Source organism: Albimonas pacifica (assembly GCF_900113695.1).
Classification (GTDB): domain Bacteria; phylum Pseudomonadota; class Alphaproteobacteria; order Rhodobacterales; family Rhodobacteraceae; genus Albimonas; species Albimonas pacifica.
On the sequence record NZ_FOQH01000004.1, the window covers coordinates 568,348 to 581,268 of the forward strand.

The window sequence follows — 12,921 nt, forward strand, 5'->3', positions numbered from 1 at the left end:
CTCGGCCTCCGGCGTCGCCGGACATTTGTGTGGTGATCACTACATATATCTATGGCCGTTGCCGGCTGTGGTCAATCTTGATATGTATCGATCGATGCAGAACTCAGGGAAAACACCGGAGGCCGCAACGACCCGTCGCCGCGGTCGTCCGCGGTCCTTCGACCGGGGCGCGGCGCTGGAGCAGGCGATGATCCTGTTCTGGCGCAAGGGCTTCGAGGCCACCTCGATCAGCGACCTGACGCAGGCGATGGGGATCGGATCGCCGAGCCTCTACGCGGCCTTCGGTTCGAAAGAGGCGCTCTACGTCGAGGCGCTGCGACATTATCGGGACAGCTTCGACCCGTCCGCGTGGGACCGGCTGGAGGGAACCCGCCCGGTTCGCGCGGCCATCGAGCGCTACCTGAACTGGTCCGCGGATCGACTGACGGGCGCTGCGGAAGAGCGTCCGTCGGGATGCATGGTGACGTTGTCCTCGGTGAGCCGCGACGAGCATCCGGAGCTGCACGACCTGATGCGGTCGGAGCGCGAGGTGAACCTCACGCGGCTGAAGGCGCGCCTCGAGGAAGCCGTGTCGAGCGGCGAGCTCCCCCGGGCGATCGACGTTCACGGGCTCGCGCGTTTCGTGCAGACCGTCCAGTTCGGCATGTCGATCCTCGCCCGCGACGGGGCGACGCGCGACGAACTCCGGGCCGTGGTGCAGCACGCCATGGGCGGGTGGGATGCCCGCGTCGCCGAAGCTGGCCAGCTGCCCGAACGCATTCCCCCAGCGCCCGGGCCGAACCCTGGATCGAAGAGACGAGCGGGGCCCGACGTCGCCTGACGGCCACCCGTTCCCGGCGGCACGCCCGGCGCTGCGGAGGCCGGCTCGGCGGACCTTGCCGTCCATATGCAAAGTCGGCGCGAAAAACAGCAGCCTGGACAAGTCGATGGCTGGATCGGGCTTCCTGAAGGCCCGCAGCCCTAAATCGATCCTGCATTTCAGCTTAAGTGCATTCGGTTTCGGCGGTATGATTGCTTGAGCATGACTGAGTCGGCAACCGTTGGTCTTTTGCAACGTTCGTTTCGTGCAGGCGGGCCGCGGGCCAAGGAAGGTCTGTCACCCCTTGCGGAAGGGACCAACATGCACATCCCCAGGTCATCGCGTATCGCTGGTCCGGCCATGGTGCTCGCCGCGTCCATTGTTCTGCTGGCGCCAGGTCAGGGCTCCGCGCAGGATGCCGGGACGAAGGACCCGTTCGTCCGCAACGCGCTTCCAATCCCCGACTCTCCGTTCAAAGGCAAAATCGGGCTGCGGCCGGAGGACTCTGAGAAAGATTTCCCGGTGGAGGTCAGCGCCCCTCCCGACGCACCGAACGTCCTGCTGATCCTGACCGACGATGTCGGGTTCGGCGCCAGCAGCACCTTCGGCGGCCCGATCCCGACAGAGACGTTCGACCGGCTTGCCGCCGAGGGGCTGCGCTTCACGCAGTTCCACACGACGGCGCTGTGCTCTCCGACCCGAGCCGCCCTTCTGACCGGTCGCAACCACCACAGCGTCTCGACCGGCGGCATCATGGAAATCGGAGTCGGATATCCCGGCTACAACACGCTGATCTCGCAGTCCAAGCGGGGTCTCGGCGATATCCTGAAACTCAACGGCTATAACACGGCCTGGTTCGGCAAGAACCACAACGTGCCTGACTGGCACACAAGCCAGGCCGGCCCGTTCGATCTGTGGCCTGTCGGGCTCGGGTTCGAATACTTCTATGGTTTCGTCGGCGGCGACACGAGCCAGTGGGCGCCGGCGATCGTCGAGAATACGCGCCCGGTCGAACCGCCTCACGCCGATTCGGACTACAACTTCGACAAAGACATGGCCGACAGGGCCATCAACTGGGTGCGGATGCAGAAGGCCGTCGCGCCGGACAAGCCGTTCTTCGTCTACTATGCGCCGGGGACGGCGCATGCGCCGCACCATGCGCCGAAGGACTGGATCGAGAAGTTCGCGGGCAAGTTCGATCACGGCTGGGACGAACAGAGGGAAATGACCTTCGCCCGCCAGAAAGAGATCGGCGTCGTTCCGGAAAACACGGAACTGACCGCGCGTTCCGCAGGCATCGAACCCTGGGAGGACCAGACCGACGACCAGAAGAAGGTCTTCGCACGGATGATGGAGGTCTACGCGGCCGCGCTGTCGCATGCCGATCACCAGATCGGCCGGCTGGTCGAGGCCATCGACGATCTGGGCGAACTCGACGACACGATCGTGATCTACATCATGGGGGACAACGGCGCCTCGGCCGAGGGCAGCCCGCAGGGCCTGCTCAACGAGATGACCTTCTTCAACAACATCCCGGAGGATTTCGACGAACTCCTCGCCCGCATCGACGAGCTCGGCGGGCCGATGACCTTCAACCACTATCCGGTCGGATGGGCCCACGCGATGGACACCCCGTTCCAGTGGACCAAGCAGGTCGCCTCGCATTTCGGCGGCACCCGCAACGGCATGGTCGTTCACTGGCCGGCTGGCATCAGGGCCAAGGGCGAGGTGCGCAGCCAGTTTCACCACGTCATCGACGTGTTGCCGACGGTCCTGGAAGCGACAGGCATCGTCGAGCCGAACCGGGTCTATGGCGTCGATCAGGCGCCCGTCGAGGGCGTCAGCATGGCCTATGCCTTCGACGATGGCGCGGCGGACAGCGCCCGCAAGACCCAGTATTTCGAGATGTTCGCAAACCGGGCGATCTACAACGACGGCTGGGTCGCGACGACGACGCCGACGTCGCCGCCCTGGGTCAGCCTCGTGCAGGCGGTCGATCCCATCGACGGCTACGAGTGGGAGCTCTACAACATCAGGGAGGACTTCTCGCAGGCCGAGAATCTAGCGGCCGACGAGCCCGAAAAACTTCGGGAACTTCAGCGTCTGTTCTACATGGAGGCCGTCAAATACAACGTTCTGCCGCTGGATGGCACCAAGGTCGAGCGCCTGGACGTCAGCAACCGTCCCAGCAACATCCGTCATCTCAACGCGTTCACATACTATGACGGCATGATCCGAATTCCGGAAGGATCGGCGCCCGATCTGAAGAACAAGTCCTTCGGCATCAAGGCGGCGATCGGGATACCGGACGGCGGGGCCGAAGGCGTGCTCATGACCCAGGGCGGTCGGTTCGCCGGACCGGGCCTCTATCTTCTCGAAGGCAAGCCGGTGTTCCATTACAACCTGGCCGGCGTCGAGCGCTATCAGGTCGAAGGTCCCGACGCGCTCCCGCCCGGAAGCCACACGGTGACGGTCGATTTCGTCTACGACGGCGACGGGGTCGGCAAGGGGGGCGTTGCGACGCTCTCGGTCGATGGGGTCGTCGTCGCCAGCGAGAGGTTGCCCCGAACGATCGGGTATCGCATGTCGCTGGACGAGACGCTCGACATCGGCTCCGACACCGGCACGCCGATCAGCGAGGACTACCAGGTTCCGTTCGAGTTCACCGGTGACCTCGACAGCGTGGTGATCAGCATCACGGAGCACGCACTGTCCGAGGAGCAACTGAGGGCGTATCGGGAAAATCAGACAAGAGCCTATTCGCAGTAGCCAGACGACGCTGAAGCAATTGCTCTGAGACCGTTCTCTGGATCGCCCGGGCTTGGAGTCTCCCGGCTCTGATCAGGGTGACAGGCTGGCGGCGTCACCGGGATTGTGCACGTCGCTCGGGACCTTGTACCCGATGGCGCTGTGCGGTCTGACCTCGTTGTCGTCTCTGCGCCAAGCGTCCAGCTTTTCGCGGGCGTCGGCAAGCCCCATGAACCAGTGCGTGTTCAGGCACTCCGCCCGGAGCTTGCTGTTGAACGCCTCGATGAAGCCGTTGTCGGTGGGCTTGCCGGGCCGGGAGAACTCCTGGGTCACGTCGTTGGCGTAGGCCCACAGATCCAGGTCGCGGGAGATGAACTCGCTGCCGTTGTCGACCCGGATGGTCTTCGGATAGCCGAGCTGGCCGCACACCCGTTCCAGCGTCTGCACCACGTCCTCGCCGCGATAGGTGAACCTCGGATCGACCGCGGGACAGAGCCGGGAATGGGTGTCGACCACCGTCAGGATCCGCAGCTTGCGGCCCGTGGCGAGCTGATCGTGCACGAAGTCCATCGCCCAGACGTCGTTCGGGCCGATGGCCTCCTGGCGGTCCTCGCGCAGCTTCGCCTTCACCCGGCGCTTCGGGTGCTTGTTGCGTAGCTGCAGGCCCAACTCGGTGTAAATCCTGCGGGTCTTCTTCATGTTCACCCCCCAGCCCTCGCGCCGCAGCAGCACATGCACCCGGCGATAGCCGTAACGCACGCGCGTCTCGCAGATCTCCCTGATCCGGCGTTCCAGTCCGGCCTGCCCGGTTCGGCGTGACTTGCAGTGGCAGCTGGACGTGTCGAAATCCAGGATCCGGCAACCCCGCCGGATCGACACGCCCCAGTCCGCCATCAGCCCGCCGACCAGTTCCCGCAAACGGGCAGGCCTCAGAGCTTTCGGCGGATGACGTCCTGGAGCATCTCCCGGTCCAGCGTGAGGTCCGCCACGATCTTCTTCAGCCGTGCGTTCTCGTCCTCGAGCGCCTTCAGCCGCCGCATCTCGTCAGGCAGCCGACCGGCGTACTTCTTGCGCCGGTTGAAGCAGGTCGCCTGGCTGATCCCAGCCTTGCGGCAGATCTCCGCCACCGGCGTCCCTTCTTCGCCCTGCTTCAGGATGAACGCCTTCTGCGCCTCCGAAAACCGCGATGCCTTCATCGTCTCCGCTCCTCTCCCAGCCAGGGAAATCGTAGCGGGAAACTCAAGCCATCCGCGATCCAGTTTCCAGGGGGCAGAGCAGCCAGAGCGCCGCTCTCGAGTCGGTGGGCGCGAGCGCGGCCAACTCGCATGCGATCAGGGCGCTTGCCATCGAAGTCTTCAGTGTCACGAGCAGGTGTTACGAGCGGAAGCTGCGTTCTTGATGCATGTTATTCAAATGCATGAGAGCGGACTGGATGGCTGGGGCGGCAGGATTCGAACCTGCGAATGGCGGTACCAAAAACCGCTGCCTTACCACTTGGCGACGCCCCAATGCGCGGCGGAACCTAGCCCTGCGCGCCGCGGGCGGCAAGCCCCGCGCGAGGCGGCGGAGGGGCGCTCCCCTGCGACCAAGGAAACGCCTTGCGCCCCGCCCGGCGCCCTGCTAGTTCCAGCGCCGCAACGGGGAGACGCCGAGTCCCCCGGAGCTCGGTCCGGAGTGTAGCTCAGCCTGGTAGAGCACTGTCTTCGGGAGGCAGGGGTCGGAGGTTCGAATCCTCTCACTCCGACCAGCACTTAGCTGGTCTTTCCGGACCGACCCGCCCAGATATTCGCTCGGATTGATCATCGGCCGCGGCGCTCCATGATGGACACAGCCCGCCCCTGATGGTCCGGCGAATGCGCCCGGTAGACCGCTTCCAGCGTCGCCGCGGTCGTGTCGAAGTAGTCCGCCGCATCCTCTCGGGTGATCCCGCCCTGAAACGCCCAGGTGACGGCCGTGTGCTTAAGCGTGTGGGGCGTGACGTCCCTGCCTAGCCCGGCCCGGGCGCGCGCCTCGCCCCACGCTCGCTTCACGGACTTGATGGGCTCCCCGTCCCACATGACGACATGAGAGGCCCCGGCGTGGTCCATGGCCTGCCAGCGGCGCATGTGCGCGGCTAGCTGGCGCGGCATCGCCACCGATCCCCGGCGCTTCTTGGTCTGCCGCTCGGCCGCGCCGCGGAAGTGGATCACGCCCCGGCGCAGATCCACATGCCCGGCGCTCCGGTCGATGGGCTCCACCCATCTCAGGCCGAGGATCGCGTCATGCCGCCGCCCGGTGTAGAGCGCGATCAGGATGAAGCGGCGCAGGTGCGGGCTCGCGGCGCGCAGGAGGGCAGCCGCCTCGTCCCGCGTCAGCCAGCGGTCGCGGGCAGGGGGCTTCGCCGGCAGCGTGACGGTCGGGGCCGCCACCAGCTTGCCGTCGCCCACGCACCAGCGGAGCGCGGCTTGCAGCGTTCCCAACTCCCGCCGAGCCGTGGCTTCGGAGGCCGGCGCGAAGGCTCGCTCGCGTCCCTTGGCGTCCTTGATCGTGCGGCCGGTCGTGGTCCGCCACCGGACGTAGGCGAGGCACGTCGCGCGCTTCACCGTGTCCACGGTCTTCTCCGCCCAGAACGGGAGAAGCGCCTGCGCGGCGTAGGCTAGCCGCTCGGGGTCGGCGACCTCCGGCCCGCGCCCGTCCAGGTATGTCGCGATGACCTCGCCCAACTTCATCTCCCCCGGCTGTGCGGGGCCGATGCGCGTCGGCCGGCGGCTTGCGATGTAGGCGGCGAGGGCTGCTTCAGCCTCGCGATGCTGTCCAGCGCCATAGCCTGTCCGCTGGTAGACGTCTCCGTCTCGGATGACCCACGATCCGTCTGAACGTTGAGCGAGGCGGGCTGGCTTGCGGCGTCGGGGCATCGGATGAACCTCTGGAGATCGCGGGGAGCGATGAAGTATCGCTTTCCGATCTTGACCGCGGCAAGCCGGCCTTCGCGGATGGCCTGCCGAACGGTGTTCGGGCTGACGCTGGCGTGGATTGCCTGTGCGGCTTCTTCGACCGTGAGCATCTGCGGGGCGGGCGCGCGGGGCATCAGGCGATCTCCTGTGCGATCTCACGAACGGCACGGTAGACGCGGCGCGCCTCCTCCACGCTCCGGATCTCGGCGGTGTGGTACTCCTCAACCCCGAGGCGAGACGCGATCTGCGCATAGACCTTTCCGCGAGGCATCCTGCCCGCTTTCCAAATCGGATCGAGAATGCGGTGAATGTGCTGGCGGGCGTTTTTGACTTCAGGCGTCGGGATGCACCCGAGAGGTCGGGTCCGATCCTTGGTCTTGTGATGGCACCCGACGAAGTTCCGGCAGGCGTCGCAGCGCCAGAACGGAAGGCTCGCGAGGTCGTCGCGATGCGGGTAGATCTCGCGCCCGTCGGTCAGGCGCGGGGCGACCTCGGCATTGCAGCCGCAGCACCAGAGGCGGAGGGCGGGCGCGCGGGGCATGGTCAGAGGGGCTCCTGCGCGAGGTAAAGCTGTCGAGGAGTCATGCGCGGCCGGCGGTCGTTCAGAACGTCCTCGATCTGGTCCAGAGCCTCGGGCGTCATCAGGGTTTCGACGCTGACGTCCAAAGACTTCGACAAGTCGATAAGCCGGCGGCTGTTCAGAAACTTCCCGCGAGCCTCATAGGCCCGAAGGTGCTGCTGAGAGACACCCAAGTCTCGGGCGACATCCGCCATTGTCTTCCCTCGGAAAGCGGCGGCGGTGCGGATGATCCGCCAGAAGAACGCAGCATCAGTCATTCGTTACCCTCCCCGTCCTTGGTGGCGCGGCGGCGGGCCTCCTCCTCCTCCTGGAGGAAATGGGCCCGCGTCGCGATAGCGTCGTCCAGGTGAAGATCCCACACCTCGTCTGCGGACAGTCGAACGCCCTTGCCTGCCTTGGCCGCCCTCATGATGCGGTTGTAGGGATCGTTAAGGCGCATCGCTCTCCCCCTCCTTCTCGGCGGCGAGGGCGCGGAGGATGGCGTCACCCTTGAGGTAAAGCGGGTGGCGCGGCTCCCCAGCGGCCGTGAGGCCTAGGTGCGAGATCCGGCCGGAGAGCATCCGTCGAACCACCGCGGCCCGCCCCATGAAGGACCCGTGGGTGCCCCATCCAGCGATCACAGGACCGGTCGCCAGATCGGCGCACCAACGCAGGTGCTCGTCGTTCTTCGGGCCGACCGGATCGCTCGCGGCCTTCATGTCCTTCGGCGACGTGGCGCGGTAGGCGAAAAGGTTCGCCACCACGAGCCCGCCGCATCCCTCGCGCTTCGCGAAGCCGATGCAACGGCGGATCGTCGGGTCATCCTGCTTCGCGTCCGCCGTGCTCGGGTTGAGCATGATGAAGACGCAGGTCGGCCCAGCACCCCACCGGCGCCACAGGCGGTAGCGGTAGAGCCCGCAGTCCGAGATCACCGCACCGGAGGCGGGCTCCAGCGCCCGCAGTTCCTCAGCCCTCGCCATCGGTGGCCTCCGTGTTGGCGCGCTTGTTCCATGCATCCCGAAGGGCCGCCGCACTCGTCCACCCGAGGCTTTTCACAAGGTGGGATCGCAGGCCGATCCACTCCGTGCGATTGGGGGGCGCGCCGATCCACCGTCCGAGGTATTCAACCGTCGGCTCTTTCCCTGTGAAGGGGCATGGGAGCAGGCCAAGCCCATGCCAGACGACCCCCTCTGAGTCTTCGTCGTGTGACGGGCTCCACTCGTACTCCGAGATGAAGGTTCTGCGGTATCCGTCCCAATTGGTCGCCCCTTGCGGCCAATACTCGCTTGCGAAATGCCCCATTCCAACCAGTTGCATTTCGGCGGTCCACTCCGGGGTCATCACCAGACCCAAGATTTTTTCTGTGATGCGCAGGCGGACCTTCCCCGGCTTGTTCGGCGGGCGCTGTTCGCTAACGCTTGTCCAAATTCGCGGCTTGTCCATCATTCCCCCGCCTCCCCGCTCTCGTCGGCCCCGCCAGGGGAAAGGGCGGCCCAGCCGGCGACAGCCTCGCACAGCCCCTCATCGCGTCCCGCAACCCCGCCGGTGGTCTGCGCGGCAATGCTCATCTTGTTGCCAGCCTCCAGCAGCGCCTCGATCTCCTTCTCCAGGCGCGCGATCTCGTCCCGGCCCGCCGCGGCGATGTCGCAGATGACGTCCTCCCGCGGCATCCCGCCGAACTTCGTCCCGTGCAGGATCACGGTGGCGGACCGCTCGACGAGCGCGTTCAGGCGATCTCGGGGCGTGCCCGTCTTGAAGGGGTCGATCATCGGGAGGCCTCCGGCATCTCGTCCCAGGTGCGGCCGTCGAGAAGGCGGCCGGCGGCGGCCTTGCTGACGAGGTTCATCGTATCGGGGGCCGAGCACTCAACCGGGCTGATCGCAGCCCCAGTCCACTCACCGTCCCGCCAGACCCGCTCCTGTTGCGAGGCGCGCGCGATGTCGGGACCGAGTGAAGATGGCGCCCACGCTCCCCACTGCTTGAAGAAGAACGGCACGCCCGCCGCCTGGCACTGGTCCCGCAGGCTCCGCGCCCATTCGGGGTGCATAGGCCGGGCGCCGGGGCCGGACTCGCCGCCGACGATGACCCAGTCGAGCGCCGGCTGATCGGCCTGCAGGCCGCACTCCTCGTCGAAGCCGGCGCCCCAGTCTTCGCGCGCCTGGGCGACGAAATCGGGGTCGACCGGCTGCGGAACATCGTCCCATTCGTCGGCCGGCACTTCCGCTGCCTCACGCATCCCCCGCCTCCAGCTTGTCGATGTTGCATCGGTGGACCTCGAAGGTAAGCGCCGCCACCCAGGGGTTTGCCTCCCAGCCGAGGCCGCGCTTGGCGTTGAGGCTGTCCCAGAGTTCCCGGAACCAGTCTCGGGGATCTGGGCCGTCCGCCATGTTCGGGAACGGGCACCCTTCCTCCATCGCGTCGCCGCGGATGATCTCCTGCACCCGCTGCACGCGGACGTCGGTGACGGTCAGGGTCAGGCGGGACAGGCGGCGAGGCATGAAGAGGGGCGACGTCCACCCGAGGCTCTCGCCGTCGGCGCGGTAGGCGCAGCCAACGCCGTCGCAGTCGTGGGCGAAGGTCTCCCTCACCCATAGGCGGTTGCTGGGAGCATAGGGCAGGCGATAGCTTGCGCCCACGCGGTCGTGAACCCCATCCCAATACCAGACCTCCAGAGGGTCGGTCAGCGCCTCAGGGTCCAAGACGCCGTGGTTGGCGAACTTCGGATGCGCTGTCGGAAGGGCCCGTCGCGTTTGGGTCTTCCGCCCCTCCAGGAGCGCACGGACCATGGGGCCGCTGAAGATGATCGGTCGGTCGGTCATGCCGCCTCCCCGCTCTCGTCGGCCGCGGCAGGGGCCAGGGTGGCGCGGGCGAACTCGACAGCGGCATCGGCGCCGGGGTCCCCCGCCTTGATGATCCAAGGCCCGTAGCGGCTTGGGCCGTCATCGAACCAAGAGGTCAGGTCTGCCAGCGCCACCCGCAGCCTGTCCCGCTCCCCCCGCACCTGCGCCAGCTCGGCGGCCTGGGCTTCGAGGGCGTCGGCGGCTTCGAGAAGAATGGACTGCCCCGTCGGGAACGTGCCAGTCTTGGCGAGGGCTTGCGCCGCATCGCGGCAGTCCTTGGCGAGGCGGCCAGCGCGAGCCCCCACGTCCCCCGCCTCGGCGCGCAGGACGGAGAGGGCGGCGTCGGCGCGGCGGAGATACCAATTGTGAAAACCACTCGACGCCCCTTTCCATTCGTAATCGTCGTAGCCATCCTCTTTGGCGATCTTCCGCGCCATCTTCTCGCGCAGATCCATCTCTCAATCCCCCATCCAGAAAGGCGCGCTCAGCGCCGCCAGGGTCAGCGCGATCACGACCCACAGGGCCACGCGCTCGGCCTTCGTCTCAGGGCGCTCACGTCGGGCGCAGTCGTCGCAGAGCGAGATTCCGCCCTCGCCCTCGTGCAGGGCGTCCTCCGGAAAGAGCTTGCGGCAGGAGTCGCAGGGGTAGAGGCTCATCCCCAAATCCCCCATGCAATCAGAGCGGCGACGGCGATCCAGAACGCCACGCCTGCGACGAACACCCACCTCCAAGGGCTCGGCCGGAGAGGCAGGCGGTTGCTGCGGTGCGTCCTGCGCTTGCAGGGCTGCTTCCACGGGTTGGGCTTGGGCGCGGCGGCCTGCCCGAGGGCGATCCGGGCGAGGGGCTGCGGGTCAGAGCGGCCATTGGTGGCGGAGCCCCATGCGCAGCCGAAGCGGTCGTCGTGAGGGTCGGGCATCACCGGGGCTCCTTGTGGAGGCGGTAGGCGATCAGATCGTAAAACGCTGGCTTTCGGCCTCGCCCCCAAAACCAGTTCGCGGCTTCCGCAATGTCTTCGCCTTCACTCGGCGGGCCCGCAGACCTGCACCGAATTTGCACCAGCGTCTCCGGCGGAACCGGGCACTCCCCGCCCTCCCACGGAATCCACCCGTCCTCCTCCGGCATCGCCTCCGCGGTCAGCACCGGGATGACGTCGGCGCGGGCGGCGGCATGGGCGGCGAGGGCGGCGCGGGCCTCTCGGCATTCGCCTACGTGAAAGCGCTCGGGACGCCTCGCATCACGGCTGTTCGGACAGACGCAGAAGCCTTCCGGCAGCGCTCCGATAGCAGCCAGCGCCTCGGCCAGCATGTCGGCGAGATTGTCGTCAGCCATGGGGGGTCTCCTGCGATCGATGCCAGCACTCGATCAGCGTGGCGGTGTAGAGAGACGACTGCGCGGCTTCCTCCGGGGTCAGGCCTGTTTCGGCGTAGACCAGGGCCGCGAAGGACGGGGCAGCAGGCTTTGGAACCCGCTCGACGTAGGCGAAGAAACCTTCGGGGGCGTGGTGGGTCACGGCTGGTCCTCCGCTCCGATGAAGAAGCGCCATTCGTATTGAGGGTTCTCGGTCTTAAGCCGTGGCGCATCGTTGCAGGCGTACGTGAACTCGACCGCCCGATCCGTCGCTTGGTTCCACAGCACCCACACGCCGCGGCGGGGAGGGAGGATGTCGCCCGGGCAATCAACGCCCACATGGAATTTCCCATCTCTTCGGCGCACTCCGACTTCCCACGCATTGCCGGCGATCAGCACAGCGAACACAGGCGTTCCATCCGGAGACAAGCCCACGAAGCGAGCCACCCGCCCGTCCCGCGTCCGATACTCGGTCTCGGTGTTCCACTCGGTCACTGGCTCACCCTCCCTTCCTGCATCAGCGCCTCGGCGCCGGTAAGCCAGCGGGCCGCGGCGGCTGCCGGGTCCGGGCCATCCATGAGCGGAGCCAGGGCCTCCACGTCATCCGGCGTGCTCTCGAAGATCGTCCCGGCACGAACCGCCGTGCGCAGGGCCAGAGAAGCGCGCTCGCGGGCAGTCTTGGCGACGGGAGCCAGAGCCAGAGCCTCGCGGATGCGGCTCTCCAGACCCCATTCGGACGGGGCGGGCGGAGCCTTGCGGACGATGGTCACGAACACGAAGCCGCCAGCGGCGAAGATCGCATCGGATACGGCCTCGCGGCGCTCGAAGGGGACCCGCTTGGACAGGGCCGCGCGGTCACGGTCGAAGTAGACGAACAGGACTTCGCGCATCACGCGGCCCCCATCATCTCGACGTGGTGCGCGTTCCGCCGATGCTCCACGATCAGGTCGTAGATCTTGCGGGCCAGGGGCGCTTCATCGCCCGCGAAGGTCAGGCGCACACCATCGAGGTCCACAGTTCTGGTGCTGTCGATGTAACGGACGTCGGCGCGGTGCTCGATGAAAGCGTGGGTGTAGATCTGGGCCATCAGACTTCCTCTCCGATTTCCCGGCGCTCGAACTCGGCGGCGCGGGCGTTGCTGGCGTGGCGGTCGGCGGGGTGGCTTCCGTCGTCGTGGGCGGCGGTGAAGCCGTAGGGGATGGGCGTCGCCTCGAAGGCGGCCTCCTCCTTGCGGATCACCTCGTTCAGCCACTTCTCCGTTGCGGTGTCCGGCGCGGCGGCGGCGGCCTGGCTGAGCCCGGCAATGAACCGCTCGTGGCGCTCGTGCTCTCGGGGAGTGCGCATCTCGGCCTCCGTGCTGGCGCGCACCCTCGGCGGCGCGGGGGTGGGGTCAGGCGGCGACAGGCTTGCCGTCACGCAGGGTGTAGAAGACGTCGGGCTCGATGCCGTCACGACCGGCGATGCCGGAGAAGACGTGCAGGATCGCGCCGAAGTCGCCGAACGCTTCGCTGCGCTCCACCAGGAAGATCGCAGAGCCTTCAGAAGCTTTCGCCCGGCCGGAAAAGCCCGAAGCCACGGCGACAGAGTGCTTGCCCGTGGCGGAGGCAGCGCCGCTGTAGCCCGTGGCAGAGGCCGCGCCGCTGGAGCCCGTGGCGGAGGCCGCGCCCCTGGAGCCCGTGGCGGAGGCCGCGCCCC

General features: G+C 67.1%; 22 protein-coding genes and 2 tRNA genes. 3 read left to right on the top strand and 21 right to left on the bottom strand.

What is annotated here, in order from left to right; genetic code table 11:
- The first annotated feature begins 187 nt into the window (after window positions 1-187).
- Window positions 188-820, top strand: a complete 633-nt coding sequence (locus BM064_RS10975) for a TetR/AcrR family transcriptional regulator (protein WP_218161008.1) — start codon at window positions 188-190, stop codon at window positions 818-820.
- Between the two features lie 300 nt (window positions 821-1,120).
- Entirely contained in the window at window positions 1,121-3,568 is a 2,448-nt protein-coding gene (locus BM064_RS10980) for an arylsulfatase (RefSeq protein WP_092859795.1), read from the top strand.
- Between the two features lie 72 nt (window positions 3,569-3,640).
- Here BM064_RS10980 and BM064_RS10985 read toward each other — a convergent pair.
- Window positions 3,641-4,743, bottom strand: a protein-coding gene (locus tag BM064_RS10985; protein ID WP_092859796.1) for an IS3 family transposase whose coding sequence is annotated in 2 segments (ribosomal slippage) — window positions 3,641-4,482 and window positions 4,482-4,743 — 1,104 coding nt in all. Because the reading frame shifts where the segments join, the coding sequence is not laid out codon by codon here.
- A gap of 237 nt (window positions 4,744-4,980) precedes the next feature.
- A tRNA-Gln gene (locus BM064_RS10990) sits at window positions 4,981-5,055 on the bottom strand.
- A 162-nt stretch (window positions 5,056-5,217) separates the two neighbouring features.
- On the opposite strand from BM064_RS10990, the gene BM064_RS10995 reads away from it, so the two are divergent.
- A tRNA-Pro gene (locus BM064_RS10995) sits at window positions 5,218-5,294 on the top strand.
- Window positions 5,295-5,346: 52 nt separating this feature from the next.
- On the opposite strand, the gene BM064_RS11000 is transcribed toward BM064_RS10995, so the two are convergent.
- The 19 genes from BM064_RS11000 to BM064_RS27425 form a co-directional block, all read right to left on the bottom strand.
- Window positions 5,347-6,249 carry a tyrosine-type recombinase/integrase gene (locus BM064_RS11000; RefSeq protein WP_177236211.1) on the bottom strand — a complete coding sequence of 301 codons (903 nt, stop codon included), beginning with the start codon at window positions 6,247-6,249 and terminating at the stop codon, window positions 5,347-5,349.
- Window positions 6,250-6,251: 2 nt separating this feature from the next.
- Window positions 6,252-6,614 (bottom strand): helix-turn-helix domain-containing protein, encoded by a 363-nt coding sequence (locus BM064_RS11005; RefSeq protein WP_092859798.1) that lies wholly within the window; start codon window positions 6,612-6,614, stop codon window positions 6,252-6,254.
- Window positions 6,614-7,021 (bottom strand): zinc-finger-containing protein, encoded by a 408-nt coding sequence (locus BM064_RS11010; RefSeq protein WP_092859799.1) that lies wholly within the window; start codon window positions 7,019-7,021, stop codon window positions 6,614-6,616. The genes BM064_RS11005 and BM064_RS11010 overlap by 1 nt, the downstream gene beginning before the upstream one ends.
- A 2-nt stretch (window positions 7,022-7,023) precedes the next feature.
- Entirely contained in the window at window positions 7,024-7,317 is a 294-nt protein-coding gene (locus BM064_RS11015) for a helix-turn-helix domain-containing protein (protein WP_092859800.1), read from the bottom strand.
- Window positions 7,314-7,499 carry a hypothetical protein gene (locus tag BM064_RS11020; RefSeq protein WP_092859801.1) on the bottom strand — a complete coding sequence of 62 codons (186 nt, stop codon included), beginning with the start codon at window positions 7,497-7,499 and terminating at the stop codon, window positions 7,314-7,316. The genes BM064_RS11015 and BM064_RS11020 overlap by 4 nt, the downstream gene beginning before the upstream one ends.
- Window positions 7,489-8,019 carry a DUF1643 domain-containing protein gene (locus BM064_RS11025; protein ID WP_092859802.1) on the bottom strand — a complete coding sequence of 177 codons (531 nt, stop codon included), beginning with the start codon at window positions 8,017-8,019 and terminating at the stop codon, window positions 7,489-7,491. Before BM064_RS11025 ends, BM064_RS11020 begins: the two co-directional genes overlap by 11 nt.
- A complete protein-coding gene (locus BM064_RS11030) occupies window positions 8,006-8,485 on the bottom strand; it encodes a hypothetical protein (RefSeq protein ID WP_092859803.1) in 480 nt (159 codons plus the stop codon). Before BM064_RS11030 ends, BM064_RS11025 begins: the two co-directional genes overlap by 14 nt.
- Window positions 8,482-8,808, bottom strand: a complete 327-nt coding sequence (locus BM064_RS11035; protein ID WP_092859804.1) for a hypothetical protein — start codon at window positions 8,806-8,808, stop codon at window positions 8,482-8,484. The genes BM064_RS11030 and BM064_RS11035 overlap by 4 nt, the downstream gene beginning before the upstream one ends.
- A complete protein-coding gene (locus BM064_RS11040; RefSeq protein WP_092859805.1) occupies window positions 8,805-9,275 on the bottom strand; it encodes a DUF5131 family protein in 471 nt (156 codons plus the stop codon). The genes BM064_RS11035 and BM064_RS11040 overlap by 4 nt, the downstream gene beginning before the upstream one ends.
- On the bottom strand, window positions 9,268-9,858 hold the full coding sequence (locus BM064_RS11045; protein WP_092859806.1) for a hypothetical protein: 591 nt from the start codon (window positions 9,856-9,858) through the stop codon (window positions 9,268-9,270). The genes BM064_RS11040 and BM064_RS11045 overlap by 8 nt, the downstream gene beginning before the upstream one ends.
- Window positions 9,855-10,334, bottom strand: a complete 480-nt coding sequence (locus tag BM064_RS11050) for a hypothetical protein (protein WP_092859807.1) — start codon at window positions 10,332-10,334, stop codon at window positions 9,855-9,857. The genes BM064_RS11045 and BM064_RS11050 overlap by 4 nt, the downstream gene beginning before the upstream one ends.
- 3 nt (window positions 10,335-10,337) lie before the next feature.
- Window positions 10,338-10,535 carry a hypothetical protein gene (locus BM064_RS11055; protein WP_092859808.1) on the bottom strand — a complete coding sequence of 66 codons (198 nt, stop codon included), beginning with the start codon at window positions 10,533-10,535 and terminating at the stop codon, window positions 10,338-10,340.
- 259 nt (window positions 10,536-10,794) lie between these two features.
- Window positions 10,795-11,208 (bottom strand): hypothetical protein, encoded by a 414-nt coding sequence (locus BM064_RS11065; protein WP_092859810.1) that lies wholly within the window; start codon window positions 11,206-11,208, stop codon window positions 10,795-10,797.
- Window positions 11,201-11,389, bottom strand: coding sequence for a hypothetical protein (locus tag BM064_RS11070; RefSeq protein WP_092859811.1), 189 nt, complete (start codon window positions 11,387-11,389; stop codon window positions 11,201-11,203). The genes BM064_RS11065 and BM064_RS11070 overlap by 8 nt, the downstream gene beginning before the upstream one ends.
- Window positions 11,386-11,721: a hypothetical protein gene (locus BM064_RS11075; protein WP_092859812.1), complete on the bottom strand. Its 336-nt coding sequence runs from the start codon at window positions 11,719-11,721 to the stop codon at window positions 11,386-11,388. Before BM064_RS11075 ends, BM064_RS11070 begins: the two co-directional genes overlap by 4 nt.
- On the bottom strand, window positions 11,718-12,116 hold the full coding sequence (locus tag BM064_RS11080; RefSeq protein ID WP_092859813.1) for a hypothetical protein: 399 nt from the start codon (window positions 12,114-12,116) through the stop codon (window positions 11,718-11,720). The genes BM064_RS11075 and BM064_RS11080 overlap by 4 nt, the downstream gene beginning before the upstream one ends.
- Window positions 12,116-12,313: a hypothetical protein gene (locus BM064_RS11085; protein ID WP_092859814.1), complete on the bottom strand. Its 198-nt coding sequence runs from the start codon at window positions 12,311-12,313 to the stop codon at window positions 12,116-12,118. Before BM064_RS11085 ends, BM064_RS11080 begins: the two co-directional genes overlap by 1 nt.
- Window positions 12,313-12,570 (bottom strand): hypothetical protein, encoded by a 258-nt coding sequence (locus tag BM064_RS11090; protein ID WP_092859815.1) that lies wholly within the window; start codon window positions 12,568-12,570, stop codon window positions 12,313-12,315. The genes BM064_RS11085 and BM064_RS11090 overlap by 1 nt, the downstream gene beginning before the upstream one ends.
- Window positions 12,571-12,616: 46 nt before the next feature.
- Window positions 12,617-12,921, bottom strand: a 305-nt coding sequence (locus BM064_RS27425; protein WP_218161009.1) for a hypothetical protein, incomplete at its 5' end; no start/stop codon positions are given.

Excerpts from the sequence above, each read along its gene's own strand:
- BM064_RS11015 (WP_092859800.1), bottom strand. The coding sequence starts at position 7,317 with ATGACTGATGCTGCGTTCTTCTGGCGGATCATCCGCACCGCCGCCGCT.
- BM064_RS11085 (WP_092859814.1), bottom strand. The coding sequence starts at position 12,313 with ATGGCCCAGATCTACACCCACGCTTTCATCGAGCACCGCGCCGACGTC.
- BM064_RS11055 (WP_092859808.1), bottom strand. The coding sequence starts at position 10,535 with ATGAGCCTCTACCCCTGCGACTCCTGCCGCAAGCTCTTTCCGGAGGAC.
- BM064_RS11025 (WP_092859802.1), bottom strand. The coding sequence starts at position 8,019 with ATGGCGAGGGCTGAGGAACTGCGGGCGCTGGAGCCCGCCTCCGGTGCG.
- BM064_RS11065 (WP_092859810.1), bottom strand. The coding sequence starts at position 11,208 with ATGGCTGACGACAATCTCGCCGACATGCTGGCCGAGGCGCTGGCTGCT.
- BM064_RS11005 (WP_092859798.1), bottom strand. The coding sequence starts at position 6,614 with ATGCCCCGCGCGCCCGCCCCGCAGATGCTCACGGTCGAAGAAGCCGCA.
- BM064_RS11045 (WP_092859806.1), bottom strand. The coding sequence starts at position 9,858 with ATGACCGACCGACCGATCATCTTCAGCGGCCCCATGGTCCGTGCGCTC.
- BM064_RS11010 (WP_092859799.1), bottom strand. The coding sequence starts at position 7,021 with ATGCCCCGCGCGCCCGCCCTCCGCCTCTGGTGCTGCGGCTGCAATGCC.
- BM064_RS11090 (WP_092859815.1), bottom strand. The coding sequence starts at position 12,570 with ATGCGCACTCCCCGAGAGCACGAGCGCCACGAGCGGTTCATTGCCGGG.
- BM064_RS11020 (WP_092859801.1), bottom strand. The coding sequence starts at position 7,499 with ATGCGCCTTAACGATCCCTACAACCGCATCATGAGGGCGGCCAAGGCA.
- BM064_RS10975 (WP_218161008.1), top strand. The coding sequence starts at position 188 with ATGATCCTGTTCTGGCGCAAGGGCTTCGAGGCCACCTCGATCAGCGAC.
- BM064_RS11035 (WP_092859804.1), bottom strand. The coding sequence starts at position 8,808 with ATGATCGACCCCTTCAAGACGGGCACGCCCCGAGATCGCCTGAACGCG.
- BM064_RS11050 (WP_092859807.1), bottom strand. The coding sequence starts at position 10,334 with ATGGATCTGCGCGAGAAGATGGCGCGGAAGATCGCCAAAGAGGATGGC.
- BM064_RS10980 (WP_092859795.1), top strand. The coding sequence starts at position 1,121 with ATGCACATCCCCAGGTCATCGCGTATCGCTGGTCCGGCCATGGTGCTC.
- BM064_RS11040 (WP_092859805.1), bottom strand. The coding sequence starts at position 9,275 with ATGCGTGAGGCAGCGGAAGTGCCGGCCGACGAATGGGACGATGTTCCG.
- BM064_RS11080 (WP_092859813.1), bottom strand. The coding sequence starts at position 12,116 with ATGCGCGAAGTCCTGTTCGTCTACTTCGACCGTGACCGCGCGGCCCTG.
- BM064_RS11030 (WP_092859803.1), bottom strand. The coding sequence starts at position 8,485 with ATGATGGACAAGCCGCGAATTTGGACAAGCGTTAGCGAACAGCGCCCG.